The organism is Nostoc sp. DedQUE08, from assembly GCF_034530895.1.
Taxonomy (GTDB): Bacteria; Cyanobacteriota; Cyanobacteriia; order Cyanobacteriales; family Nostocaceae; genus Nostoc.
On sequence record NZ_JAVRCD010000003.1, the window covers coordinates 47,767 to 74,111 of the forward strand.

The 26,345-nt window shown below is 41.4% G+C and carries 13 protein-coding genes and 1 pseudogene; 5 read left to right on the top strand and 9 right to left on the bottom strand.

From position 1 onward, the window contains the following. Positions 1 to 77: 77 nt before the first annotated feature. A complete protein-coding gene (locus RMY64_RS02780; RefSeq protein WP_322699246.1) occupies positions 78 to 2,888 on the bottom strand; it encodes a calcium-binding protein in 2,811 nt (936 codons plus the stop codon). 1,956 nt (positions 2,889 to 4,844) lie between these two features. On the opposite strand from RMY64_RS02780, the gene RMY64_RS02785 reads away from it, so the two are divergent. Next, the gene (locus RMY64_RS02785; protein ID WP_322699247.1) at positions 4,845 to 5,210 is read left to right on the top strand and encodes a hypothetical protein; all 366 of its coding nucleotides are present in this window, start codon (positions 4,845 to 4,847) and stop codon (positions 5,208 to 5,210) included. Between the two features lie 251 nt (positions 5,211 to 5,461). On the opposite strand, the pseudogene RMY64_RS36735 reads toward RMY64_RS02785, so the two are convergent. Next, positions 5,462 to 5,705, bottom strand: a pseudogene (locus RMY64_RS36735) (hypothetical protein); the annotation flags it as partial. A 454-nt stretch (positions 5,706 to 6,159) separates the two neighbouring features. Here RMY64_RS36735 and RMY64_RS02790 point away from each other — a divergent pair. Together RMY64_RS02790 and RMY64_RS02795 are read left to right on the top strand one after the other, a co-directional pair. Further along, positions 6,160 to 7,575, top strand: a complete 1,416-nt coding sequence (locus RMY64_RS02790) for a folate/biopterin family MFS transporter (protein ID WP_322699248.1) — start codon at positions 6,160 to 6,162, stop codon at positions 7,573 to 7,575. A gap of 130 nt (positions 7,576 to 7,705) precedes the next feature. After that, positions 7,706 to 9,202: a carotenoid oxygenase family protein gene (locus RMY64_RS02795; RefSeq protein ID WP_322699249.1), complete on the top strand. Its 1,497-nt coding sequence runs from the start codon at positions 7,706 to 7,708 to the stop codon at positions 9,200 to 9,202. Positions 9,203 to 9,206: 4 nt separating this feature from the next. Here the strand turns inward: RMY64_RS02795 and RMY64_RS02800 are convergent, their stop codons facing one another. From RMY64_RS02800 to kdpA, 4 genes are all read right to left on the bottom strand, one after another. Beyond that, entirely contained in the window at positions 9,207 to 10,355 is a 1,149-nt protein-coding gene (locus RMY64_RS02800; RefSeq protein WP_322699339.1) for a universal stress protein, read from the bottom strand. Positions 10,356 to 10,518: 163 nt separating this feature from the next. Then, positions 10,519 to 11,121 (bottom strand): K(+)-transporting ATPase subunit C, encoded by a 603-nt coding sequence (gene kdpC / locus RMY64_RS02805; protein WP_322686177.1) that lies wholly within the window; start codon positions 11,119 to 11,121, stop codon positions 10,519 to 10,521. A gap of 335 nt (positions 11,122 to 11,456) precedes the next feature. Then, complete coding sequence (kdpB, locus tag RMY64_RS02810) at positions 11,457 to 13,562, bottom strand: potassium-transporting ATPase subunit KdpB (protein WP_322671649.1); 2,106 nt, start codon at positions 13,560 to 13,562, stop codon at positions 11,457 to 11,459. A gap of 673 nt (positions 13,563 to 14,235) precedes the next feature. After that, complete coding sequence (gene kdpA / locus RMY64_RS02815; RefSeq protein ID WP_322671648.1) at positions 14,236 to 15,921, bottom strand: potassium-transporting ATPase subunit KdpA; 1,686 nt, start codon at positions 15,919 to 15,921, stop codon at positions 14,236 to 14,238. A gap of 652 nt (positions 15,922 to 16,573) precedes the next feature. On the opposite strand from kdpA, the gene RMY64_RS02820 reads away from it, so the two are divergent. Further along, positions 16,574 to 17,671: a HAMP domain-containing sensor histidine kinase gene (locus RMY64_RS02820; RefSeq protein WP_322671706.1), complete on the top strand. Its 1,098-nt coding sequence runs from the start codon at positions 16,574 to 16,576 to the stop codon at positions 17,669 to 17,671. A 162-nt stretch (positions 17,672 to 17,833) separates the two neighbouring features. After that, positions 17,834 to 18,508, top strand: a complete 675-nt coding sequence (locus tag RMY64_RS02825) for a response regulator transcription factor (protein ID WP_322699250.1) — start codon at positions 17,834 to 17,836, stop codon at positions 18,506 to 18,508. A gap of 71 nt (positions 18,509 to 18,579) precedes the next feature. Here RMY64_RS02825 and RMY64_RS02830 read toward each other — a convergent pair whose 3' ends face one another. The 3 genes from RMY64_RS02830 to RMY64_RS02840 all read right to left on the bottom strand — a co-directional run bounded on the left by RMY64_RS02830 (position 18,580) and on the right by RMY64_RS02840 (position 25,837). Then, on the bottom strand, positions 18,580 to 20,052 hold the full coding sequence (locus tag RMY64_RS02830; protein ID WP_322699251.1) for a response regulator: 1,473 nt from the start codon (positions 20,050 to 20,052) through the stop codon (positions 18,580 to 18,582). Between the two features lie 266 nt (positions 20,053 to 20,318). Further along, positions 20,319 to 22,154 carry an EAL domain-containing protein gene (locus RMY64_RS02835; protein ID WP_322686182.1) on the bottom strand — a complete coding sequence of 612 codons (1,836 nt, stop codon included), beginning with the start codon at positions 22,152 to 22,154 and terminating at the stop codon, positions 20,319 to 20,321. Continuing rightward, entirely contained in the window at positions 22,151 to 25,837 is a 3,687-nt protein-coding gene (locus RMY64_RS02840; RefSeq protein ID WP_322699252.1) for an ATP-binding protein, read from the bottom strand. The genes RMY64_RS02835 and RMY64_RS02840 overlap by 4 nt, the downstream gene beginning before the upstream one ends. Positions 25,838 to 26,345: the final 508 nt, after the last annotated feature.

The following is a 26,345-nucleotide window of genomic DNA, read 5'->3' on the forward strand; positions in this document are numbered from 1 at the left end:
ATTGATGAATCGAATGCGAGGCGTTATATTAAGCACCTCGCATTCTGAAGATTTCTATTTGACTGTGGGGTTGAGGATTAAACAACTACCAAGTTATTTTGACTTAGTGACACTCCACCAGATAGTTGTGCAAATTGTACCTGAGCAAATCCACCCGCACTACCATCTTGGTCAAAATATAGTGCGCCTGTAGTGTTGTTATAGATAACTCGCTGATTGCTGGTTGTTGCAGATGTTCCAAGGGTAAAAGAGCTAGCTGAGAGTAAACCTGATGATAACGCGCCACCAAAACCAGCAGCTGATACCTGAATCAGTTCATTAGTCGCGTTGAAATTATAAATATTATCAATGCCTTCATTGAAACTATTGAAAACAAAGGTATCAGTACCAGCTCCTCCATAAAGGTTATCATTACCTTTGCCACCTTTGAAGGTGTTTTTACCAGAAGCGCCAGAGGCTGTGAGAGTATCATTGCCATCGCCTCCATCCAGTAGATTATTGCCTGATGAATAGTCAACAATCAAGCGATCGTCACCAGCATCACCATTGAGCGTGTTATTGCCAGAGACAGTATAAGCTCCGTATGAGGAATATAAGGAGGCTGAACCAGCGGCTGTGAGAGTATCATTGCCATCGCCCCCATTCAGTAGGTTATTGCCTGATGAATAGTCAGTAACTAAGTTATCGTCACCAGCGCCACCATTGAGGGTGTTCTTACCAGAGATTGCATCGAGATCAAAATCGCCTCGGTAGTCGTCGTAGGAGCCAGAGACGTTCAGAGAATCATTATCATCACCACCAGAGAGCGAATTATTCCCATTTGAATAGTCAGCACTCAAGTAATCCTTACCTGTACCGCCGAGAATCGTGTTATTTCCGCGTCCCCCAGCCAGGGTATCGTTGCCATTGCTCCCCACAATCAGATCATCGTAGTTCGTACCTGAGATATTTAATTGTTCGATATTCTTGTAGCTCACCTGATTCGGGCCTGCTGTAATCGAACCAGCATTAGTAGCAGCATTGAATGTTGAAGTGATTCCCTGGCCGATGGAATAGTTATAGAAAGACAACAAATCATCACCCTTCCCTCCATCTATAGTATCTTTGCCGCGATCGCCTCCAGTGAGTGTATCGTTGCCATTGCCCCCGACAATCAAATCATCGTAGGCTGTACCTGAAATATTTAATCGTTCGATATTCTTGTAACTAACCTGATTCGTGCCTGATGTAATGGAGCCAGTGTTAGTAACAGCATTGAATGTCGAAGTGATTCCCTCACCCCCGCTAGAATTACTGTAATAATAGCCTTCTAATAAATCATCACCTTTTCCGCCATCGATAGTATCATTGCCACTACTACTCCCGTAGAGCGAGATAGTATCGTTGCCATTACTCCCCACAATCAAGTCATTGTAGGCTGTACCTGAGATATGTAATCCTTCGATATTCTTGTAGTTAATCAGATCCGTGCCCGCCTTAATCGAGCCAGTGTTAGTAGCAGCATTGAATGTTGTTGTAATTCCCCCACTAGGATAGATATACGAAACGCTCAACAAATCGTTACCTGTTCCCCCATCTACTGTTTGAGTCGCTAAGGAAAGTGGAGAAGTATATAGGACGAAAGAGAAGGAATCATTACCATTCTCTCCATTGAAAATGTTATTACCAAACCTACCCTCGGCTTTTTTGTCGTCATAGTAGCCAGAGGCAAAGAAAGAATCATTGCCATCCCCTCCATTGAGGATGTTATCGCCCGTTGAATAGTTAACACTCAATTGATCGTCACCAGCACCACCATTGAGTGTGTTATCACCAGAGGTAAAAGAGGCGGAATAGTCGTATTCGCGAGAGGCACTAAGAGAATCATTGCCATCTCCTCCATTGAGGATGTTATCGCCTGTTGAATAGTTAGCATCTAATTGATCGTCACCAGCACCACCGTTGAGGGTGTTATTGCCATCTGTCTTAGACGCAGAGAGATTATCACTGCCATCTTCTCCATTGAGGATGTTATCGCCTGTTGAAGAGGTAGCACTGAATTGATCGTTACCAACACCACCGTTAAGGATGTTATCGCTTGTTGAATAATCAACATTCAAGTAATCGTTACCTTCACCGCCAAAAATTGTATCATTGCCATAATTTGAATCGTTGCCACTACTGCCTCCGAAGAGTAAATCGTTGCCATTGCTTCCGACAATAAAATCAGCGTAGGTTGTACCTCTAATTTCTAATTGTTCGATATTGGTGTAGTTAATCCGATTTGTGCCAGCCTGAATTGAGCCAGTGTTAGTAGCAGCATCGAAACTCGAAGTGATTCCTTTAGTAGCACGGGTGTAATATACAGACAAAGAATCCTGACCTGTTTCTCCATTTACACTTTGAGTCGTTAAGGAAGAGGGGGCAGTTTTTGAGGCGGACAAATGGAAGTCATCATTACCAGCGCCTCCATTTAGAGTGTTTCTACCCCGGACTTCATCGGCGTAAAAGGAATCATCGCCGTCTTTGCCTGAAACCGTATTGTTGCCAGCAGAATAGCTAATATCAAGGTAGTCATCTCCTGCATCTCCACTGAGGATGTTATTTCCAGAAGAATAGGAAGCATCAAGGGTATCATTTCCCTCATCACCCCGCACCAGATTATTACCAGTACCACCACGGAGAGAGTCGTTACCTGTACCACCACGGAGGGAGTCGTTATCCGTACCACCAAGGAGAGTATCATTGCCTGCACCACCAATGAGGGTATCATTTCCGGCATCACCGCTTAAAAGGTCGTTGCCATTTTTGCCATCGATGATATCATCACCCACTTTAGCGTTAATTGTATCTGCGTCCTGAGTACCCAATAGAGTATCTTTACCGTTGGTTCCAATGATATTCACCATAACTCTTACCTTCCTGAATCGATATTTTGAGTAACTTCAGCTATTAACTTGTTGTTAATGTTGTTTGAGGACACACGGAAATCGCCGAGAGTTGACGCTTTCGACATACTGTTATGCCACCCTTGAGGGTTAGCATTTTCTCGAAGATTTACCCTATTGATGAGCTTGTAAGTAGGACTTATCTAACTGACTTGAAAAAGTTAGGAGGCAGGAGATTCAAAGTTAAATTCTTTGCCTATTCCCTATTTCCTTTTTCATTCGTTATTTGTGTACCCGTTAATAATGCTAGTTAAGACTATCTAAGTCTTAGCATTGTACATATTTATGAGCGTGTATTTAGGAAAACAGATGGTTTCACACTTTTTTTATCATTCTCGATCCGCAGATCAACCCAGCCATCACTGACAAAGTGTCGAAAAATCAAGCTTGAATACCTAAAACCCACACTTCATATTTCTTCTCAAAGCGTAGCCCTACTGTGGTAAATATAGAGAATAATTCACTTTCGATAGGGAAATAATTTTTATGCAGTTGTTGTGGGCTATTGCCCGTAAGTGTGTAGCTTAAAAATAGGGAACATCTAAATAACACTTTGATAACCATATCTGAAGATTTACTGAGATGTCCACACTTATAGACATATCTTTGCATACTCTTTACATTATTTGCCGATCGGTATAATCTCAGTACTTATCTTTATATATTCTTCATGTCTGAAAACCACTAATAATCCAGAATACAGCAGCTAAACAGCAGCTAAACAGTTGTTTTATTTGCTCGTGTAGCGTGTCGTTGCCCTTAGTAAACAAACAAGCTGTAAGAGTTTTTGAAATCTGGGGTTATACTGTGAGGTTGTGACGATAAGTTACAGGAGTTGAAAGCGATCGCTCCAAAGGATTGCCATATTATCAAGAGCTACTTAAGAATAACCTCCACCAAACATACTCTCGTAGCGTAGGCGTAGCCCGTCCTAACCATAGCCAAGAAATTACTGAGGACGGTGAATCTGAAACTCGATTATATTAGGAAGTTTTGGACAAAAATAGATTTTTATTCAAAAAAACAGTCGTCAGGAAATGAAGGCGTATTAATATAGTGGATTTCTTTAACCATGCCAATTTGAAAAAAGAATGCAATATCAATATATAGATATAAGAGAGTGTGCGAGTGTGCGTTCTGATTAGCAAAAATTTTTTAAATTGGCATCAGTATAGTATTCATATAGATGACAGTGAAGGTCAACTATAGCAATCTGATTTGATTTCTGAGTTAATCGTAGGGACTAGGGACTGGGGACTGGGGACTGGGGACTGGGGACTGGGGACTGGGAAGAAGGAATAAAGTTGTACTGAGTTTTTTTCAAAAATAAAATATGAGTTTTATAGTACTTATAGATATATAAATTTATTCCTCTTCACTTCATTAATTCTTCATACAATCAGTATTGTATGCGTTTACAATTGTTTGTGTATCGATTTAACGTAGTATGTGCTTTTTGTTTACAGCTATTTTCAGGTAAATAGACCACGCAGTAGGGGTACAAGGACTTGCGTCCCTACGACAGATATGATTCAAATACATGAAAACTGCTGTAATACCGTTTATTTGTGAAGCTGCATATAATTCACCCCCGATGGTATCTCTGCACGCGAACTGTTTGAGATCGTTATTCGGATAATGTAGGAACTCTGATGATTTCAAGGATCTGCGATCGCAAACGAAGAGATCGATGGTACATCACTGTCAATGCAAGGATTCTTTTAGATTAACCACCTTGTATGGTAATTTCTGAGCTTGATAAATAAATGTAAAGAATAAGTTGGCATTGCATAAACTTTGCTTTCTAGCTTGATGAATTAACTAAGAAACTAAAAAGTTGAAGGTACAAGATTGAAAATATCTTGTTATCTCCTTAATTAGTTGCTTCAACAACATAGTTCTTCTAAAGGAGAAAAAATGAGTACATTAGAGCAAAGTCTTAGTCAATTCCGAGCTTTACCAAAACCAGAGTCATCTCGATTAATTGACTTTGAAGAAGCAGAAATTCGTCCTGGTATAGTAAGAGACACTTATATTTTAGTTGTCAGTGGAACGAAACCATACTTGAATTTGGAAGTGAATCTTGTGCCACTTGTATACGTCCAGCAACCTGAATATTGGGGAGTTGAGGTCGTTGGTACTTTGCCCGGAATTGGACTACCAGCGATCGCACCTTATATAGTTTCTCTGCCAGTAGACGGCATTCGTGGCAAACAAGGTATTGAAGTTATTGGCGCTAATGGTTCCAAGCAACTGCCTTTTCTAGATGTTAAGTATTCCTAATTCCCGATATGAATATGTGTAGAACCACCATCTTAAAAGCTGTTACAAAAGCTTAAAAACCGCCCGAAAATTTATTTTCAGGCTATTAGCTCAAGTTGGTTGAAACGGACTAAAAATACTTTATTAGTCCGTTTCAACCAATTCTTGCTATTAGAGGTTGTTTGAAAAGTCTCATTTATTACTTGCCTAAGTGATTGGAAATCACGCCTACACAATCAAAACCTACTTTCGCAGAGGGTTAAAAACCCTTGTAACGCATAACCATTTTGATACGCTTCCAGACTGTAGATTTGGACGATCGCAGCTGAGTTAAGATTTTTGGCAATTGTGTACTGATTGCAAAACTGCAACAGATCGCTGAAACTGGGATATGAATTTTTGAGCAGTTTATATTACTACAGGTAATGAGTCAGTTTCTCAGTACCCCCAAGAAACTAGAGTTCTGGAACCATTGTAGATTTCTTTACTTATGTCGTATCCAGGAATACTGACCATACTGCTAAACCCTGGTGATTTCTAAATTTATTGTTCTCAAATCAGTAACAGCAGTTTGTATGTGTTTTTTAATACAAGCAACTAGAGCAAATTATCGCAGTAGATAGAACTGTATTTGATGTCCCAAATTCAAAGGCGAATAGCCGTTCAGAAACGAGAACATCTTGCTATAAGAAAGAAAAGTTGTTAGTAAAGCCTTAAATAACGTGAGTTCGACAAGCCCTTTTTTGACCTCTCCCCCAACCCCTCTCCGACACGGAGAGGGGAGCCAAAACCCTAATTTCTCGTTGCTCCTCCCTTTCCCCGTGGGAGAGGGAGGTTGTCCGGGAGAGGTTCATCGAACTCACGTTAAATAATACTCAAAGAAGAAACCAAAGGAAAAAGTGAGAAAAAACCCACCTCTTAAGAATCGATATGATAGACAAGTAAACAAAATTTAAAAAATATTTATCGAATGGTAGATCAATCATCTGGCTTGTCCAAGGTCAAAGACTCAATAACACAAAAACTCTTCTTGGGTAATGAACCTAATGCAGAGTTAATTGCAATTCTCACCGTTTACTTTGTCCAAGGAATTTTAGGGCTATCGCGTCTAGCCGTTAGCTTTTTTCTCAAAGATGAACTACTCCTGAGTCCAGTCCAGGTATCGGCGCTATTGGGAATTGTCTTCCTACCTTGGATGATCAAGCCGGTGTTTGGTTTCATCTCTGATGGCTTGCCTATATTTGGCTATCGTCGCCGTCCTTACTTGATTTTATCCGGGATATTGGGAACTGCTTCTTGGATGAGTCTGGCCACAATAGTTCATACTAGCTGGGCAGCTACCTTAGCGATCGCTCTTGGTTCTCTTAGTGTCGCCATGAGTGATGTCATCGTTGACTCGTTGGTTGTGGAACGAGCCAGAGGCGAATCGCAAGCAAAAGCCGGTTCACTACAATCTCTGTGCTGGGGTGCTTCTGCGATCGGAGGTTTAATAACAGCCTACTGTAGCGGTCTACTACTTCAATACTTTACTACCCGTACCGTCTTTGGGATTACCGCTTTATTTCCTCTGATCGTTTCAGGGGTGGCTTGGTTAATTGCTGAGTCCCCCGTTAGCAAAGATCCTGAAGATAGTAATCAGACTAACTCTGTACCAATCAAACATCAACTGGAACAGCTACGCCAAGCCATTAGCCAAAAAACAATTTGGCTACCAACGGCGTTTATCTTCATTTGGCAAGCTACCCCAAATGCTGACTCAGCCTTTTTCTACTTCGCTACCAACGAACTCCACTTTGAACCAGAATTTTTGGGGCGAGTAAACTTGGTGGGAAGTTTCGCTTCTTTGGCAGGTGTTTGGATTTTTCAGCGTTTCCTCAAAAGCATCCCTTTTCGCGTGATTTTTGCTTGGAGTACTGTCCTTTCGTCACTTTTGGGGATGACGATGCTGTTGTTGGTAACTCACACAAACAGGCTATTGGGTATAGATGACCACTGGTTTAGTTTGGGTGATAGCCTGATTTTGACTGTGATGGGAAAAATTGCCTTTATGCAAGTGATGGTGCTAACAGCAAGGCTTTGTCCTTCTGGTGTGGAAGCGACATTATTTGCCTTGTTAATGTCAGTCTATAATTCAGCCGGAACGGTTTCCCATGCAATCGGAGCATTAATCACCTATTGGCTGGGAATCACCTCAACAAACTTTGAGTCACTTTGGCTCTTGGTGTTAATTACTAACCTCAGCACGCTGTTACCCCTACCATTTATCAAATGGCTACCTGCTGCTGAAGAACAAACTGAGACACTCAAAGATGAGGAACAAGCGTTTTTGCCAGATTTGATGTCTGAGTTGGTACTGAGAGAACCAGAGTCGAAAATAGTCGAATAGTGTAATAAATCTCACGCCAATTCAAGCCATTGCGCTGCCTTGCCGTGTTAGCAATCGGCATAGTAAAGCCGCAAAAAAACTATTAGCGGCTACATATTTTTGTGCAAAATAACCAGAAAAAACCAAGTATATGCATTTGAAAATTCAAGAAAGCTTAGTTACAGAAAAATCCTACACCCGTGCAGACTGGCAAGGAGGATATCAATCTCTCACCGAAGAGTTTGATTATTGGATTGATGATATAGAAGGGCAAATTCCCAAACAATTACAAGGTACGCTGTTTAGAAATGGCCCCGGTTTGCTGGATGTGAATGGACAACCTCTTCATCACCCGTTTGATGGGGATGGAATGATTAGCAAAATTACCTTTACAAACGATCGCGCTCATTTTCGCAATCGCTTTGTCCGCACAACTGGCTATTTGGCAGAGCAAAAGGCGGGAAAAATTCTCTATCGCGGTACTTTTGGTACTCAAAAACCCGGCGGTTGGTTAGCTAATATTTTTAACTTTAAACTTAAAAATATCGCCAATACAAATGTTATCTATTGGGGCGGTAAACTGCTAGCAATGTGGGAAGCGGCTGAAGCATATCGTCTCGATCCTTATACTCTTGAAACGCTAGGAAATGAATATTTTAATGGTGCTTTGTCAGCAGGTGAAGCTTTCGCTGCACATCCCCGCTTGGAAAATAATTGTGAGCAAGATGGGGGCGCACCTTGCCTAGTCAACTTCTCGATTAAGCCGGGATTATCTACCACAATTACTATTTTTGAGCTAAACCCAGCGGGTGAAATTGTCAGACAGCACGCTCATAAGGTTCCAGGTTTCTGTTTCATTCACGATTTTGTCATTACTCCTAATTACTGCATCTTCTTTCAAAATCCTGTTAAATTTAATCCCATACCTTTCGCTTTGGGAATACGTGCGGCAGGAGAATGTATCAAATTTCAGCCAAATCAGCCAACTCAAATTCTAATTATTCCCCGCTTCCCCAAAGCAGGGGAAGAAGAGATAAAATTTCTGGAAACTCAGTCGGGTTTTGTCTTCCACCACGTTAATGCTTTTGAGGTAGGAGGAGAAGTTTTGATTGACTCCATTTGTTACCAAAATTTGCCAGAAGTGGAACCCAACAGCGATTTTCGACAAGTTGATTTTGAAGCTTCTTCACCTGGGCAACTTTGGCGATTTTCTCTGAATTTAAAGGATGGGATAGTACGGCGGGAATTGATTGAGAGCCGATGTTGTGAATTTCCCAGTATACATCCGGCGAATGTGGGACGCCCTTATCGATATCTATATATAGGTGCGGCTCATGCAGAAACTGGTAATGCTCCCTTACAAGCATTGTTGAAAATTGATTTAGAGTCTGGAGAAAGACAATTTTGGAGTGCTGCACCCCGTGGTTTTGTAGGTGAACCGATTTTTGTCCCGCGCCCAAATTCCGAAAAGGAAGATGATGGTTGGATATTAGCTTTGGTTTATGATGCTGCTCATCACCGCTCAGATTTGGTAATTTTGGATGCTAGTGATTTCTCTAAAGGAGTAATTGCACGGTTACATCTGAAGCATCATATCCCCTATGGTCTGCATGGAAGCTTTACTTCTGAGGTTTTTGGGGAAATTTGATCCCCTATTTGGGTGAAACCATTTTTTCGCTGGCAATAATATGCAAATCTATATTTTTGAGCAAGCGCACCAATTTTTGCGTCAAAGATCCTTTGAGGAGCATTTGCCAGCGCGATCGCTGACTTTCACCGATTACAATTTGAGTAATCCGATATTTCTCGGCGACTTGGGCGATCGCATTAGCTATATTACTGTTGGTAACACGAAGAAAAGTACCTTCAAATTCTTTACAAAGTTTCTCACAAGTGTGGATATGCAAGCTTTCTTCTTTGGTGAGGAAGCGTTCTGGATCGGCTACGAACAAGGTATAAAGCGGCGCATTCATATAGTTAGCCAACCTTGCACCCCGGCGTAACAGCTGCACTGAATTGGGATAGGTAGATACACACACCAAAACCCGCTCGTGAATATTACAAAATTGTCCGTTGGGAGTAGAGGCGATCGCATTTTCTTCCACGTTGTCTGCCACTTCCCGCAAAGCCAACTCCCGCAAAGCAATCAGGTTACGGCGTTGGAAAAAATTATCGAGTGATTGTTGGATTTTTGGCTGTGCGTAAATCTTCCCTTCTAATAACCGTTCTTGCAGTGTCTCTGGTGTGACATCTACTACCACTATTTCATCTGCTTCATCCATAATCCTGTCAGGAACCCGCTCCCGGACTACCACACCTGTAATTCTGGCTACTAGGTCGTTGAGACTTTCCAAATGTTGCACATTCATGGTGGAGTAGACATCAATCCCAGCTGTCAAAACTACTTCGACATCTTCGTAGCGCTTTTCACGTGCAGAACCAGGGACATTGGTATGGGCAAGTTCATCGATTAAAACTAATTGTGGCGATCGCTTTAAAATAGCATCTGTATCCATATCCGTTAGCGTCAACTCACCGCGAGGATATTGCTTACGGGGTATAATTTCCAGTCCCTCTGCCTTCTCAGCCGTCTCCTTGCGTCCGTGGGTTTCCAAAAGCCCAACGACAACATCAATTCCTTCTTGTTTTAATGCGTGTCCCTCTTCCAGCATTCGGTAGGTTTTGCCTACTCCAGGAGCCATGCCAATAAAGATTTTATGCTTACCCCGCCGTCGTGCCGGATAAAGCGAGTAACTTGCAGAATTTAAAGGCGCATTCCCAGCCGAACCAGTATTGGTCATTTGTCCTTTGTCATTGGTCATTTGTCATTGGTAAGGATTTTAAGCCTATTTTCGTTTCGTAGCATAATTTGGTTTATTCCCGCCCACTTACTTAGTACTCCTACTTCATCGGAAACGAAAACAGCGCTTTACCCATGCCCAATGCTCCATGCCCCATGCCCATTTACTGATTTTGCTGACGATTAATATCTTGCAAGTCAAGAGCATAATTCAATCGCAGAACATTGACTCCTGGTTCGCCAAAAATCCATAAAAATCTGTCATCAGTATACTTATTAATTAAACGTAAAATCTCATCTTCTTTTACTCCCCGCGCACCAGCAACCCGTGTCAATTGCTGCCGTGCTGCTTTCAAGGAAATATGCGGATCTAAACCCGAACCAGAAGTATAAATTATATCAGCTATCGGTTGAAGATTTTCCTCTCGCAATTTATCTGCCTCTTCTAAAATCCGCTTCAGTAATTCTGGATTGCTGGCAGCGAGATTGCTAGCTCCAGATATGCCGGTCGGCTTGGCTTTTTTTCCTTGACTATATCTAACAGTACTAGGACGAGAATGGAAATATCGCTCAGATGTGAATACCTGACCGATTAAAGCCGAACCAATTGGTTCATTACTTAGATTCCGCACGATACTGCCATTCGCTTGATAGGGCAAAAAAACTTGACCCACTACAAGAATTACCAGCGGATAGATGATTGCAGTTAACAACCAAAGCATTAGAGTTATAAAAATTGCTCTGATAGTTTCTCGAATAATAGCCATAAAAAGTTTTCCAATTGCGCCTAGAATTTAATTTTTAATTTTTAATTTTTAATTCTTTTGCCCACCTAACAGGATGTTACAAGATGCTGTTAGCAACAGCATAAACAACTGGGACAGTTACCACATTCAAGCACAGCAAGATAAAAATAGCGAGTGGTAGATGTTGTTTATGCCATTGCGACTAAACAAAGGATATCGCCAAAGCAGTGCTGAATGAAAACGATATTTATTCATATTCTTCTTGTCCCTCCTATCAACAGGTAAAAGTAAAAATGTTTATTATTTTACTTTGGTCAAGATGCGATCGTTTCTCAGCGTCTCTACTTTTGCTATCCTTAAGCCAAACCTACAAGTGTAATCAGTACATCGATCAACTTAATTGCAATAAACGGTGCAATCACGCCACCTAAGCCGTAAATTAAGATATTGCGTTGGAGTAACTGATTAGCTGTCAGCGGTCTAAACCTCACACCCTTTAATGCCAAGGGAATCAAAGCAGGAATAATCAAAGCATTATAAATCAATGCTGAGAGTACAGCAGATTTAGGGCTAGTCAAATTCATAATATTCAGGCTTTGCAAATTAGCAGCGACAAATATCACTGGAATAATTGCAAAGTATTTAGCAATATCATTAGCGATGGAAAATGTCGTCAATGCCCCGCGAGTAATCAACAATTGCTTACCAATACCAATGATATCGAGTAGCTTTGTGGGATCGGAGTCCAAATCGACCATGTTAGCGGCTTCTTTTGCAGCTTGCGTTCCTGTATTCATCGCCACGCCGACGTTAGCTTGAGCTAATGCTGGTGCATCGTTAGTTCCATCTCCCGTCATGGCAACTAGTTTGCCTGCGGCTTGTTCCTGTTTAATGATACTGATTTTGTCTTCTGGTGTGGCTTCGGCAATGAAGTCATCAACCCCAGCTTCTTTAGCAATGACAGAAGCGGTAATTCGGTTGTCTCCAGTTAGCATGATGGTACGTACTCCCATCCGTCGCAGTGCAAGAAAGCGATCGCGGATACCAGGTTTAACTATATCTTTGAGATAAACAATCCCATAAATTTCGTTATCTAAGCTAACTGCTAGGGGTGTACCTCCCAAGCGGGAAACTCGTTCGTAGGCAGCATCCAATTCTGGCGTATCGCGTCCGTTGCGGGAACGGACAAATCCTTTAATGGCTTCTACTGCTCCCTTTCTGGCCTCATACCCACCAGGTAAATTTGTGCCACTCATCCGAGTTTTGGCAGAAAAACTGATTCCTTCTGCCTGAGTGGAATCAAAATCAAACCGTGCGCCTAACTGTTCTGCTAGTCGGACAATGGATTTTCCTTCTGGTGTATTGTCAAAGACACTAGCCGCCCAAGCAACATTAGCAATTTCTGACATTGAATGACCGTTGAGGGGAATAAACTCTTCCGCCAGACGGTTGCCGAGGGTAATTGTACCTGTTTTGTCGAGAAGTAAAGTATTGATATCACCACAGGCTTCGACTGCTCGTCCTGATGTGGCAATGACGTTAAATTGGGCAACTCGATCCATACCAGCAATACCGATGGTACTTAGTAAGCCGCCAATGGTGGTAGGAATTAACGCTACTAATAGGGCAATTAAAATTGGGACGCTGACTGGACTGTTGACATAGTAAGCAAGTGCAGGCAAGGTGACTACGACTAACAAAAACACTAAGCTGAGAACTGCCAACAATACCGTGATGGCAATTTCATTGGGTGTTTTGCTGCGTTCTGCTCCTTCTACCAAGGCAATCATCCGGTCAATAAAGCCTTTACCTGGGTCAGTAGTTATACGGATAATTAGTTCATCTGAGATAATCCGCGTTCCACCAGTGACGGAACTGGCAACATCGGAGCCTGATTCTTTTAATACTGGTGCAGATTCTCCAGTAATTGCCGATTCATCCACTGAAGCAACACCCATGATGACTTCACCATCGGCGGGGATGATATCGCCAGCAACGACGTAGATGGTATCGCCCTGTTTAAGGCTGGTGGATGAAACTTCGCTAAGTGTGCCATCGGCAGCAAGTTTTTTAGCGATCGCCTCTAACTTTGTTAACCGCAAGGCATCGGCTTGGGCTTTACCCCGCCCTTCTGCCACTGCTTCGGCAAAATTGGCAAACCAAACTGTAAAGAATAAAATCCCCGATAACAAGGCGTTGAAACCTTGTGGGTTCTTTTGAAGAGTTGGGCCAAATAGGTTGGGATCGATCGTTAGCAATAGGATGATGATTGTACCTACCCAAACCACAAAGATTACTGGATTTTTGATTGCATACTTAGGGTTGAGCTTGACAAAAGCATCTCTAATTGCTCTTAAGTACAGCCACTTATTATTTGCCCTAGTCTTTTTACGTTTTTGGCGGCGATCGCCAGAACGAGAACTTGGGCGTCTAGCTTTGAAGTTAGTTGCCACTTGATTCATAAATAAAGTTAGCAGTGAGAAGTTAGGAGTTATAGGAACTTCTAATAAAAAAATATCCAACCTGTAGGATGCGTTACTAACGCATCCTACGAAACCGAATAATTTATAAGATAACGGCAAGAGCCAGGAGGAAATAAGTATGAATGAAAACTTTAGTTCTGAGTAATTACCCAGTTAAAAATAAGATACTGGTACGAGACGCATAGTGCAAGATATAGCTGAGTGCTGTTAGCGAGGCGTTGATCCCGTGCTGAGTAAACCTAGTAGTTTGCTCTCATGAACTTGGCGGGGTAAAGGGAGAAAGGTTTTAAATCCCTTCAGGACTTACGCACTCAGATCCCCCAACCCCCTTAAAAAGGGGGCTTTAGAAGTTCCCCCCTTTTTAAGGGGGGCTAGGGGGGATCTAGGTTTCAGGCTTCAGTGCGTAAGTCCTGCCCTTACCCTTTCCCCTTTACCCCTTACCCAGCCCTCACAAGCACATTTTTGGCTTGGCAGACTACTAGTTGCTTCCAGGTTTTGAGCAATCAACACTGTTCTAACATCATATCTGACTACAGCTATATAACCTTTCTTGCTTAAATCTCACACTTTTAAGTCTGGGTTACTCCTTCCTCCTGCCTCCGAATTACTTTTTGATATTTTCTTAATTTCAAACTTATAACTCATAACTTTTCTAACTGCCAGATGCTAGTTTTAAACCCTCGGCTATGGGGCCTAAAGCCAGAACGGGAAAGAAAGTTAATACTCCCAAAACCAGCGTTACCCCAGCTGTGATACTAGTAAATACCAAAGAATCAGTTCTTAGGGTAGCAGGAGTTTCTTCTACTGGTTGTTTGCGAGACATCCCGTCAGCTAGCAGCAAGATAGCAATCATCGGAATGTAACGTCCTCCGATTAGGCTAACTATTGTACTCAAGTTCCACCACAGGGTGTTATCCCCCAAACCCTCTAAGCCCGAACCATTATTTGCTGCTGCTGAGGCATATTCATAAACTACTTGAGAAATACCGTGATAGCCAGCGTTGCTAATTCCAGATAGGGAGATGGGATAAGCCAAAGCGATCGCACTGGGAATCAAAACTAGAATTGGGTGAATCAACAGCACTACGCTGGCGAGAACGATTTCCCTTTTTTCAATTTTGCGTCCTAAAAACTCTGGAGTACGTCCTGCCATGAGTCCAGTCAGGAACACTGTGAGAATTAAGTAAATAAATAAGTAAGCTGTTCCAGTTCCTTGACCACCCCAGATAACCTGGATAAATAAGTTGAAGAGAGTCGAAAATATTCCTTGCGGCATCAAAGAATCGTGCATCCCGTTCACAGCACCAGACATAGTAGCAGTAGTCATCACTGCCCAAAATGCTGTTTGTGCCCAACCAAATCGAACTTCTTTCCCCTCTAAATTGGGCTGTTCTAATCCAAAGGCGGTATTAACCAGGGGATTACCTTGCAGTTCTCCTACGGCTGTCACTCCCACGAGAATCACAAAAATCACGAACACCATCCAAAAAAGTAGCCAAGCTTGTTTGATGTTATTGGCAAATATACCGTAGGTGTAAATCAAGGCTGCTGGTATAGAAATCATGGCGAGCATTTCTATCAAGTTAGAAGCGCCATTGGGATTTTCAAAGGGATGTGCTGAGTTGACGCCAAAAAAGCCGCCACCGTTCTCGCCCAAAAGTTTGATCATTTCAAAGGATGCCACCGGGCCTCTGGCCAGATATTGCGTCCCGCCTTCTAAGGTTTGCACATCCATAGTTCCAGCTAAGGTTTGTGGTACACCTGTTATAAGTAAGGCGATCGCGCCAATAATTGAAATCGGCAGCAATATTCGCGTAATTCCACGGACGAGATCGACGTAAAAGTTTCCCAATCTTTTACCCGTTAACCCGCGAATAAAGGCAATTCCCACAGCTAAACCTGTGGCTGCGGAGGTGAACATCAAAAAGCCTAAAGCTGCTACCTGGCTAAAATAGCTTAAGGTTGTCTCACCTACATAGTGTTGTTGGTCAGTATTCGTTACAAATGAAATTGTTGTATGCAGCAATACATCCCATCTGGGCGAACCGAAGCCGTTTAGATTCCAGGGTAAGAGTCTCTGAAAATAGATCAAGAAATACACTGAAATACCCATAATCAAATTAAAACAGAGTATGGCCCGGATATACTGCCAAACCGTCATGTCATCTTTTCTCCGAACACCCGCAAATACGAACATACTCCGCTCTATGGGGTTCATTAAAAAATCAAGCAGTGTTTTTTCTCCCAAAAAGACACGAGCTATGTATTTTCCGAATAATGGAGTGATTGCTATGACAATACATAGCGTTAAGCCAATTTGCAAAAAACCTTGTCCCATATATTTCGCGCTAAATTAAATTTAAGTAGTAGCAAGCCAATTCTTAGAAATAATAGATTAACTGTAGGAGTATTTGATTTCAAGGGATTTTCCTAAACAGTACTGAGTACAAAAAGCAATAATTGCACTCAGCATCAAATCAGTTCCGAGTATTAAGTGCCTCGGCTGAGAGTAGTAAGATTCATAAGTACTAATTTTTACTCATAACTTGTTACTCAATACTGGCTGAACGTACCACTACGGCTAAGATAACTCCTGAATATTTTCAGTTATGACTATTTTCTAGATACTTATTAAAGTTTTCGTTAAGAATATTTAATTTTGACTCTTAATTTATCTATCTCACTACTTAGGACTATTTGTTTATACAATACATTTTGCAAGTTTGCTACTTTCAAAGAATATAAATATCATAAAGTATTTTCTTAATGGGATTAGGGTTTTGGAAGATAGTGGTAGAGACGCCGCTTCTTGTGGGCAACTACCCAGTTTCCATTATCCAGTCTTCTTTATTGCATTTGGAGAATCGTAATTTTCGGGTTAATTCTTAAGTTGGCATTTGCAGATATAGATTGCAGATAACTCATAATTGGTCAATTAAATAGTTATACAGATTGGAAAATCAAAATTTTTTAGTAAATCATAAATGACGATGTTAAGTCGATTATTGACTATGAAAGAAGCGATAAATGAGCGGGGAAAGACTTATGGGCTAATAGCGATCGCCTTTGCGATCGTGATAGTGTTGGAATTTTCAACACCACCTGAGTACGTATTTGGCTACCTTTACACAGGGACGATTTTGTTAGCAAATTCACGATTGAATCGGGGTGCTGTGTTGGGGATCACTCTTGCAGCTACAGGATTAACATTATTAGACTTGCTTGTTCCCGGAAGAGAAATACTTTATCTCTCAACATTGGCAAATAGGCTGATTGCAGTGTTGGCGTTGATGGTAACGGGTTGGTTAAGTGACCGCAACCACCGCAATGAAGAAGCGATCGCTTATACCCAAGCACAATTACGCTCCCAAGAACAACTAGCGATCATGCGTGAAGATTTTGTTTCTACCCTAACGCATGATTTGAAAACACCTTTATTAGGAGCAATTGAAACGCTGAAATATTTTCAAAATGAGCAATTCGGTAAAATCACGCCCATGCAAGCAAAAGTATTACAAACAATGGCTCGCAGTCATCAGAGTACACTGCAATTAGTCCAAACGCTTTTAGATGTGTACCGCAATGATGCCGAAGGACTGAAACTACAGATATCACCAGTTAACTTGGTGACAATAGCGGAAGAAATCGTTGCTACCCTAACAGAACTAGCGAAAACACGCCAGGTTTATATTTCTCTGCACTATGGCGAATCAGATTTTCGCAGCTTTCTCTGGGTAAATGGCGATTCTTTGCAACTTGGGCGAGTCTTCAGCAATCTCCTGAGTAATGGCATTAACCATACCCCTCGTGGCGGTAAAGTGGAAGTAGTATTTGAAGGTTATTCTAGCGATCAAGTGGTAAAAATACTCGATACTGGTTCCGGGATTACCGAAAAAGAGTTACCTCACTTATTTGAGAGATTTTATCAAGGAAATAGCGATCGCCACGTCACCGGCTCTGGGCTAGGACTTTATTTAACCAGGCAAATTATTACTGCTCATGGGGGTACAATTTGGGCAGAGAATCGCTCACCACGCGGCGCACTGTTTGGTTTCCGACTCCCAGCTTGTCCGCCACCGGGAAGATGAGAAATCAATTCAAAATTCAAAATTCAAAATGACGCTCGCGGACTCGCTAACGCTGCGCTAACAAAATTCATGGATTAAAGAACTTCTGCTCCCTGCCTCCTGCCCAATGACCAATGACAAATGACAAATGACAAATGACAAATGACAAATGACAAATGACAAATGACAAAAATCTTACTAGTTGAAGATGATGAATTATTTCGGCTTGGTTTGCGGATGCGGTTGCAACAAGAAACCAGTTTGGAGATTGTCGCAGAAGCAGAAGATGGGGAACAAGCTGTAGAATTAGCAAATCAATATCCTCTGGATTTGGTCTTGCTGGATATTGGTTTACCTGGAATTGGCGGGATTGAGGCTTGTCGTCAAATCAAGCAGAAGCACCCAAATTTACCAGTTTTGGTTCTAACGTCTCGTTCTGAAAAACCACTGATTTCGCGGTTAATTGCTGCTGGAGCGCAAGGTTACTGCCTTAAAGGTATTCCGGCTGAGTCTTTGATATTAGCAGTGCGATCGGTTGCTGCGGGCGCTTCTTGGTGGGATCAAACGGCAACAACTGAAATTAGAGCCGCTTTTGAGGGTAATTCGATAGCGGTGCAGTCTGCAAAAACTGAGGAATCTTTAGAAAATCCTTTAACGAAGCGGGAGCAAGAAATTTTGGCACTGGTAGCAGCTGGCAAAAGCAATCAAGAAATTGCTGAAATTCTCTACATTGCCCCTGGTACAGTGCGGGTTCATGTCCATGCTATTTTACAAAAACTAGAAGTACGCGATCGCACTCAAGCCGCAGTCTTAGCTATTCAAAAAGGATTGGTAGCACCAGAATTGTTGATTAATTAGATTTATTGGGCATTTGTCATTTGTCATTGGTCATTGGGCATTGGGCATTGGGCATTGGGCATTGGTATTAATTAATCTCCCCTACCTCCCCTGCTCCCCCTGCTCCCCCTGCTTCCCCTGCCCCCCTGCTCCCCCTGCTCTGCTTCCCTGCTCCCTAATCCCTTTTCCGATTTTGAAAATTGCGATGAGATATCAGGTTGCTGCTCTATGGGAATTTCGATTGCAAACTCCGCTCCTTTGCCCACAGATGAGTTACAGCTTATATTTCCTCGATGTTTTTGGACGATAATTTGATAGCTAATGGATAATCCTAGTCCACTACCTTTGCCCACAGGTTTTGTGGTAAAAAATGGGTCAAATAAACGCGATCGCAACGACTCTTCAATACCAAGACCATTATCAGCGATCGCAATTTTGACTGCGTTCAAGTCTGTCACCTCTGTATGAATCCAAATTTGGGGAGGAGAAGATTGATTCCCTATTCCCCATGCTTCATTTCCCATTGCTTCATCTGGAAATTGATTACCTGCTCCCCACTTTCCGTTCTCTACTCCCTCCTCTATTGCATCAATAGCATTATTCAACAAATGCATAAATACTTGATTTAGTTCACTTGCATAACAAGTGACTAGGGGCAAGTTACCATAATCTTTCACTACAACAATTGCCGGACGATCGGCTGTTTCCCTGAGCCGATGTTGTAACATCACTAAAGTATTTTCGATGTCTTCATGGATATTGACTCGTTTCATCTCTGCTTCATCATGCCGAGAAAAATGTTGTAGCGCCAGTACAATTTCCTGAATGCGATCGGAGCCTCTATACATTGCACCTATCAGATTTTGCAGATCCTTAATGATAAAATTCAAGTCTATATCTTTGGCTATCTGCTGAATTTTTGGTGTGGGTTTGGGATATTCTTGCTGATAGGCCTCAATCATCTTCACTAGGTCTTCCACATATTGACCAGCATATTGGAGATTTCCATAAATAAAACTGATCGGGTTATTAATCTCATGAGCTAGTCCAGCTACTAACTGTCCCAGCGCCACCATCTTTTCGTTCTGAATTTGTTGAACTTGAGAGGCTTTCAAGTTGTCAAGAGCCTGTTGGAGTAAAAAGTTTTGTTCTTGCAGTTTAACTTGGAGCAAGCGTAAATTAATCTGATTTTCAATACGCAATACCACTTCTGCACCATGAAAAGGTTTGGCAATATAATCTACGCCACCAACATCAAATGCCTTTACCTTATCGACAACATCATCCAGAGCGCTAATAAAAATTACTGGGACTTCACTAGTTTTATCGTCAGCTTTTAGTTGTTGACAAACTTGGTAGCCATCCATACCTGGCATATTGATATCCAGCAAAATCACATCGGGCAAAACCATTTGACATGCAGTCAGTGCCATTTTACCGTTTAAGGCTTTGCGAACTTCAAAACCTTGTGCAGTCAACATCGCTGATAAAAGCCGCAGATTATCTGGGGTATCATCGACCACCAAAATATTTCTTTTCTGATGGTTAGTTTGATTAAAATGCATTATTGATCAAAGTTACGCGTATAATTATTGAGGATAGTAAATCCTTGTTTGAAATCACCCTAAAATTTGTTGACCGATTTCACCGAAATATTTATATTTATAGTTTAACTCTCACGTGGCTGGAGAGTTTTGCAGATTATCGAAGCTATTAGCCACTTATCACCTTTGGCAACACGATGAATTGTTGTCACGATTGTAATAAATAGCACTCACAGATTATCTAGCCAAGGATCGAAATGAAATTTTTTCCAGGTGCTACTTGATAGCTACCATTGAGGTGCTGAAGCGAGCAACTCAACAGCCAGTCGTTGTTCTACGGGTTTAGAAAATAAATATCCTTGAGCAAAATTACAGTTTAAACTTCTCAATTGGGCTAACTGTTCTTGTGTTTCGACACCTTCAGCGATCGCACTCATCCCCATTGAGTTGGCAATGCCAATCATTGCTGGTACTAACCCCATATTCTCTTTATTCTCCTGCATCCGCTTGACGAAAGATTTATCAATTTTGAGTGCATTCAAAGGGAAGCTGTGCAGGTAACTTAAAGAGGAATATCCTGTACCAAAGTCATCCATAATCAACTTAATTTTTCGCTGCTTTAGTTGTTCAAGAATTCCTTTGATTGCATCAGTATTTTCCATAATTACACTTTCGGTAATTTCTAATTCTAAATATGCGGGATTTATTTGATTTTCATAAATTATTCGGTCAATTTGCTCTACCAAATTTGGCTGTAAAAATAACCTTGCACTCAAATTGACGCTTATAGTTAGAGGTTCTGGTGTGACTGGATTATGTTGCCAGATGCTTAATTGATGACAAGCTGACTGTAATACCCAAGTATTGATCGCATTAATTAAACCCGTTTCTTCGGCCACAGGAATAAATTCTATAGGAGAAACCAAACCACGGATCGGATGTTGCCAGCGCACCAAGGCTTCAAATCCAGAAATTCTACCTGTAACCAAGGAAATAATTGGCTGATAGTAAACGAGAAATTCTCGCCTTTCCACAGCCCTCCGCAGGTCATTTTCTAACTCTAAAAGCTGAATAGCTTCCTGATGCATCGCTGGATTAAAAACGTGATAGTTGGCTCTTCCTTGAGCCTTAGCCCGATACATTGCCGTATCAGCATCTCGCAGCAAATACTCTGGGCGATCGTAATCTTTATTGCCCCAACTAATGCCAATACTGGCATTCATAAATACTTCATATCTTGACAGTTGAAAAGCAAGTGATAACTGCTGCAAAATCCTTTCTGCAACTTGGATTGCTATATTGACATCTGTGATATTTTCTAGGAGAATTCCAAATTCGTCCCCGCCCAATCGTGCTAAAGTATCAACAGGTATGATACATCCTTGTAAGCGGTGAGCAATGGCTATCAGCAATTCATCTCCTACCAGATGACCAAGAGAATCATTAACAACTTTGAAGCGATCGCAGTCCAAAAAAAGTACTGCAAATTGATAACTAGATTCTTGTTTCGCCCGATTTAGAGCATTTTCTAGTCGCCTAATAAACAAAACTCGGTTTGATAATCCAGTCAGGGAATCATGCAGTGCTATATCTAGCAGTTGACTTTGCAATTTTTGGCGGGAATCGATTTCTTGTTGAAGTTTTTGGAGAGTTTTTTCTAGCTCTCCAGTCCGCTGTTTTACCCGATCTTCAAGCTCAACATTTAATTTCAATATTTCTAATCGCGCCGATCTCAATGCCAGTTGATTTTGCACGCGCACTAAAACTTCTTGAAACTCAAAAGGTTTGGTGATGTAGTCTACACCACCTACTTTAAAGGCTTTAACTTTGTCAAAAACATCGTCTAAAGCGCTAATAAAAATTACTGGAATATCGGCTGTTAAATCCCAAGCTTTAAAGGTCTGGCAAATTTCATATCCATCTACTTCTGGCATCATGATATCGAGTAGAATCAAATCAGGTAATAATGTTTGAGTCGCTGTCAGTGCCATTTGCCAGTTCAAAGCTTTACGAACGTTATACCCTTCTCTTGTCAATATGGAGGATAAAACCCGGAGGTTATCCGCCATATCATCAACGATCAAAATATCTTTTTTATTAGGGTCTAAATGCTCGTAATTCATTCTAAGTTTGTTGTAGTCAATTCCATGATTTTCTCAAACTGGTAGTTATTTGCTAAATCCCTGAGAACTTGGAAAACTTGAGCATTATCTGATGGAATTTCTTTGAGTAACTCTAAAATCAGTTCATCGCTACAGCTAGCTGCGGCATAGTGAATCTGTTGGAGCCACTCAGGTGACATTTGTGATAAATGACCCAGGAGTTCGGCAACACTTACAAAAATCTGTGTACCTCGATCGGCAACTACTGTGTTTGTGGTTTCTACTTGATTGGTATATTTTAAACCCAGATGTTTGCTCAGTTTTTCCAATAATACTTCCTGTTTGAATGGCTTGCGAATAAAATCATCACAGCCAATGGACAGAATTTTCTGGCGTTCTTCCTCAAAGGCGCTAGCAGTTAGGGCAATAATGATTGTATTGGTATTGGAGCGATCTGGCATTGTTTTAGAGAAGTCGTCAGGAGGAGCCAAGGCTGTTGGCATTCGCTTACGCCAAGTGGACGCACCAGAAGCATCATTTTCGATCGCACCAGTTGTTTCGGGTGTAGAAGATTTGCATACAACTTTCAGAACCTCACCCTCGGCGGAATCGGTTAACTCCTCTGCAAGGTACTGGCTTCCCGATGATACCAGTTGTTTCAATTTTGGGAACCTCCGCGACGTATTGGCTCCCCCATGCCCGATTTCTCTAGCTTTAATAATTCTTGTGGCTTCATAACCGTCCATAACTGGCATTCGCATATCCATAAAAATCAAGTGTGGTTGCCAAGATTCCCAATTAGCGATCGCTTCACTACCATCTGTAGCTTCATTAACTTCAAAGCCAAGAGATGTGAGAATTTTAACTAGCAATATACGACTTTCTTTGGAATCGTCAACTACTAGGATACGGTATACTTTTTCACTAGGTGCTAAAGCTCTAATTTGTGATTTTATTTGGTCGATCGGGATTTCTCTGGGGCAAGTTAGAGCAATCTGAACATCAAAGGCAAATGTACTACCGACACCAGGCATCGTGCTGACAGTAATATCTCCTCCCATCAGTTGCACGTATTTACGGCTAATCGCTAAACCCAGTCCCGTCCCTTGTTGGAATTTTCTGCCGATTTCAGTTTGCTCAAAAGCCTCAAACAGCAAGTCAAGTTCTTGTGGGGCAATACCACAGCCAGTATCTTGTACCTCGAAGATGAGGGATTGGGGATTAGGAATTGGGGATTGGGCTGAAGAAGCAGACGGGTAGGAAGCATGAGGTAAGGGTGAAAACGAAAAATTCAATTTTTCCTCGCTCTCTCTAGCCCCCAGTCCCCAGTCCCCAGCCCCCAGTCCCCAATCCCCAGCCCCTAGTCTCACCCGTAGCGTCACACTCCCTTTCTCGGTAAATTTAATCGCATTTCCCAAGAGGTTGAGCAATACTTGACACAATTTATTTTCGTCAGTTTCTATGTATTTAGGAATATCTGGCGCATATTCAAACAGTAATTCTAAATTTTTAGATGCAGCACGCAAGTGCAACATCTCTTCTAAATTCTTCAACAAATGAATTAAGTCAAAGCTGCTGGAATTTAAAGTGATTTTGCCAGCTTCGATTTTAGACATTTCGAGAATGTCATTAATCAATTTGAGTAAATGTTCACCAGCACGATTAATTATTGCCAAGTTTTCTTGATGTTCGCTAGATAGCGAATAATCTCGACTCATGACTTGGGTAAAACCAAGAATGGCATTGAGTGGGGTACGCAATTCGTGGCTCATGTTAGCCAGGAATTCGCTTTTGGCGAGGTTGGCGGCAGCACTCCGCGCGGCTTCTCGAACGGCTGCTTGTTGTTCCTGTGCAGCGATTTTTTGCGATTGAATCAGTTCTATTTGGGTGGTTTGCAGTTGCTCAATAACTTGCTGGAACTCTTGGGTACGTTTTTTTACTTGAGCCTCTAAGGTGCGATTATATTCCGCTAATAACTTTTCTGTTTGTTTGCGTTGGGTGATATCAAAAAATGTGGCGATCGCAAAAGCCACATTCCCTGATTCATCATAAATTGGCTTTCCTAAAACCTCAATGCGAGTAATATTGCCACAATAGCGAATTTCTATATCATCAACCCTGATGCTTTCCCCAAGCAATGCTCTCAAAATCGGCAAGCGATCGCTGGGGTAAAGTCGATCTGTCCCGGCAAGGTAAGCTTGATATATCTCTGATAATTCTTCGACTTTAACTTCTGCGATCGCTCCTTGACCGAGAATTTGCTGCCCAATCTGATTTGTATAATAAGGTTTACCCTCAGCATCGATGATAAATACACCGACCGGTATGGCTTCTAAAAATTGAGTTAGCTGACTCTGATTATGAGATAGTGCCTCATTTAAAACTTGCATCTGGGCATTCTTTGCTTCTAAAGCACTAAAGGATGCTTGGAGTTGCTTTGCCATAGTTTCAAATGATTTAGCTAGTTCTCCCAGTTCATCGGAACGCTGAATGTTTGGTGTTTCCTCCCATTCACCTTCAGCAATTTTCTTTGCCGTTCTGTTTAATTGTGAAATCGGTTTAATTATCCAACGAGCAGTCAAAATCCCAATTCTTGTAGCCACTAAAAAAGCAACTATGCACAGCAAAATAGTGATGCGGGTGTTGGCATTAATTTGCTCCATAAATTCGCCTTCGGGAATCACCGCCACGATTAGCCAATCTAAACCCAGTTCGTCCCTCCAGCTTTTTACCTGTACAAAATAACGCATTCCATCGGCGGTAAAACTTAGCTGTTGCTTCCCCACAATCAACTTCAGACTACCAAAGCGTTCGATCAAAGACTGTGTAGTGAGTTTAATTAAAGAATTTTGACTATTTAATGCTGATAGACGTTTTCCTTTACCATTAACGATCGTATATGGTGGCTCGCTAGTAGAAGAAGCCACTATATACCCAGAACGCTCTAAAATAAAAGTTTTACCCGACTCTTTGATTTTTAACTTAGTTAAAAACTTGCTAATTTGTGATAAGAGCAAATCAACACTAATCACCCCAACAAATTTGCGATTTTTATCGTAAACAGGATAGCTGGAAGATATGGATAAAACTTCTGGTTTATCTTCCCATGGATAAATTTGACTCCAAACTCGTTTGCTTCTCTTAACTGGATCTGTATACCAAGCTTCTAGGCGAGGATCGTAATTTTTGACTTGCTGTAAATGGCGGCGATTTCCTTGCTTGTCTGTAGGATAAACATAGAGTTTGCCTACACCATGCTTGGCGCTAACTTCATTAATTAAGAGCTGGCCATTATCTAGACGTTCAACACCAATAAACTCACCTTTGAAATTGGCAAAGCTGTTGTAGCCAACATTGAAAACCTGCATTTGTTTCCAAAAGTAATTGCCGGTGGTTTGAAAGTCCGAAAGGTTGAGCAAACCTAGCTCAATCGCATCTAAGTTGATTTGATTGATTTGCTTTGGAGTTGTTAAATAGCGATCGAGATGCTGTTCAATGCGATCGCAGATTTCATTTTCTAATTGATTAGCAAGCTCACTTACCGCTTTTTGCCCGTTTTGATACGAAAGATAGCCCACAAGTCCCACCGCACCACAAATTTGCAAGATAAAGGGCACAATCAGAACATATCTCAGGGGCATCTTGGCATAAACTTTGCCAACTAAGCGATTAAATGATTTGACGGGCTGAAGTTTGGATAACATTGTAGTTTTATTCTTCCCCAGCATCTACTAGGTGCATTTTGCCGTGCTAGCTACATTCTATATAAGTATAATTACGGCAGACATCGCTCTTTATGAAAATTTTATATTTTTAGTATAAAATCGTACGAAATGCTTATAATTGTTTGACTGGCTAACTTCCTCCAACGCCTAATTTTCAAACTTTGCACAGGAGTAGTCCACTATAGAAATCGTCTATGTGGATACGCCATCGCACTTGAATTTGCTCAATTTTATCTGGCAATTATTTCCACAAATTTTCTCAGATGAACTGAAATTTAACCAATAAGCTCCAGTATGCCATTCTAAAATTCAGGTCGCCATTAGCACCCAATCCTAAATTTAATTTGTAATTGCTGATGTGTTGATTTTCTGGTCTGGAAACCTCTGGATTTGCACAAGAACTTATATTTAATTACAGCAATTTTAGAATTGTTATGCAAATACACAGCAGAAACAAAAAAAAATATAAAAAATTTACTTTGTATTT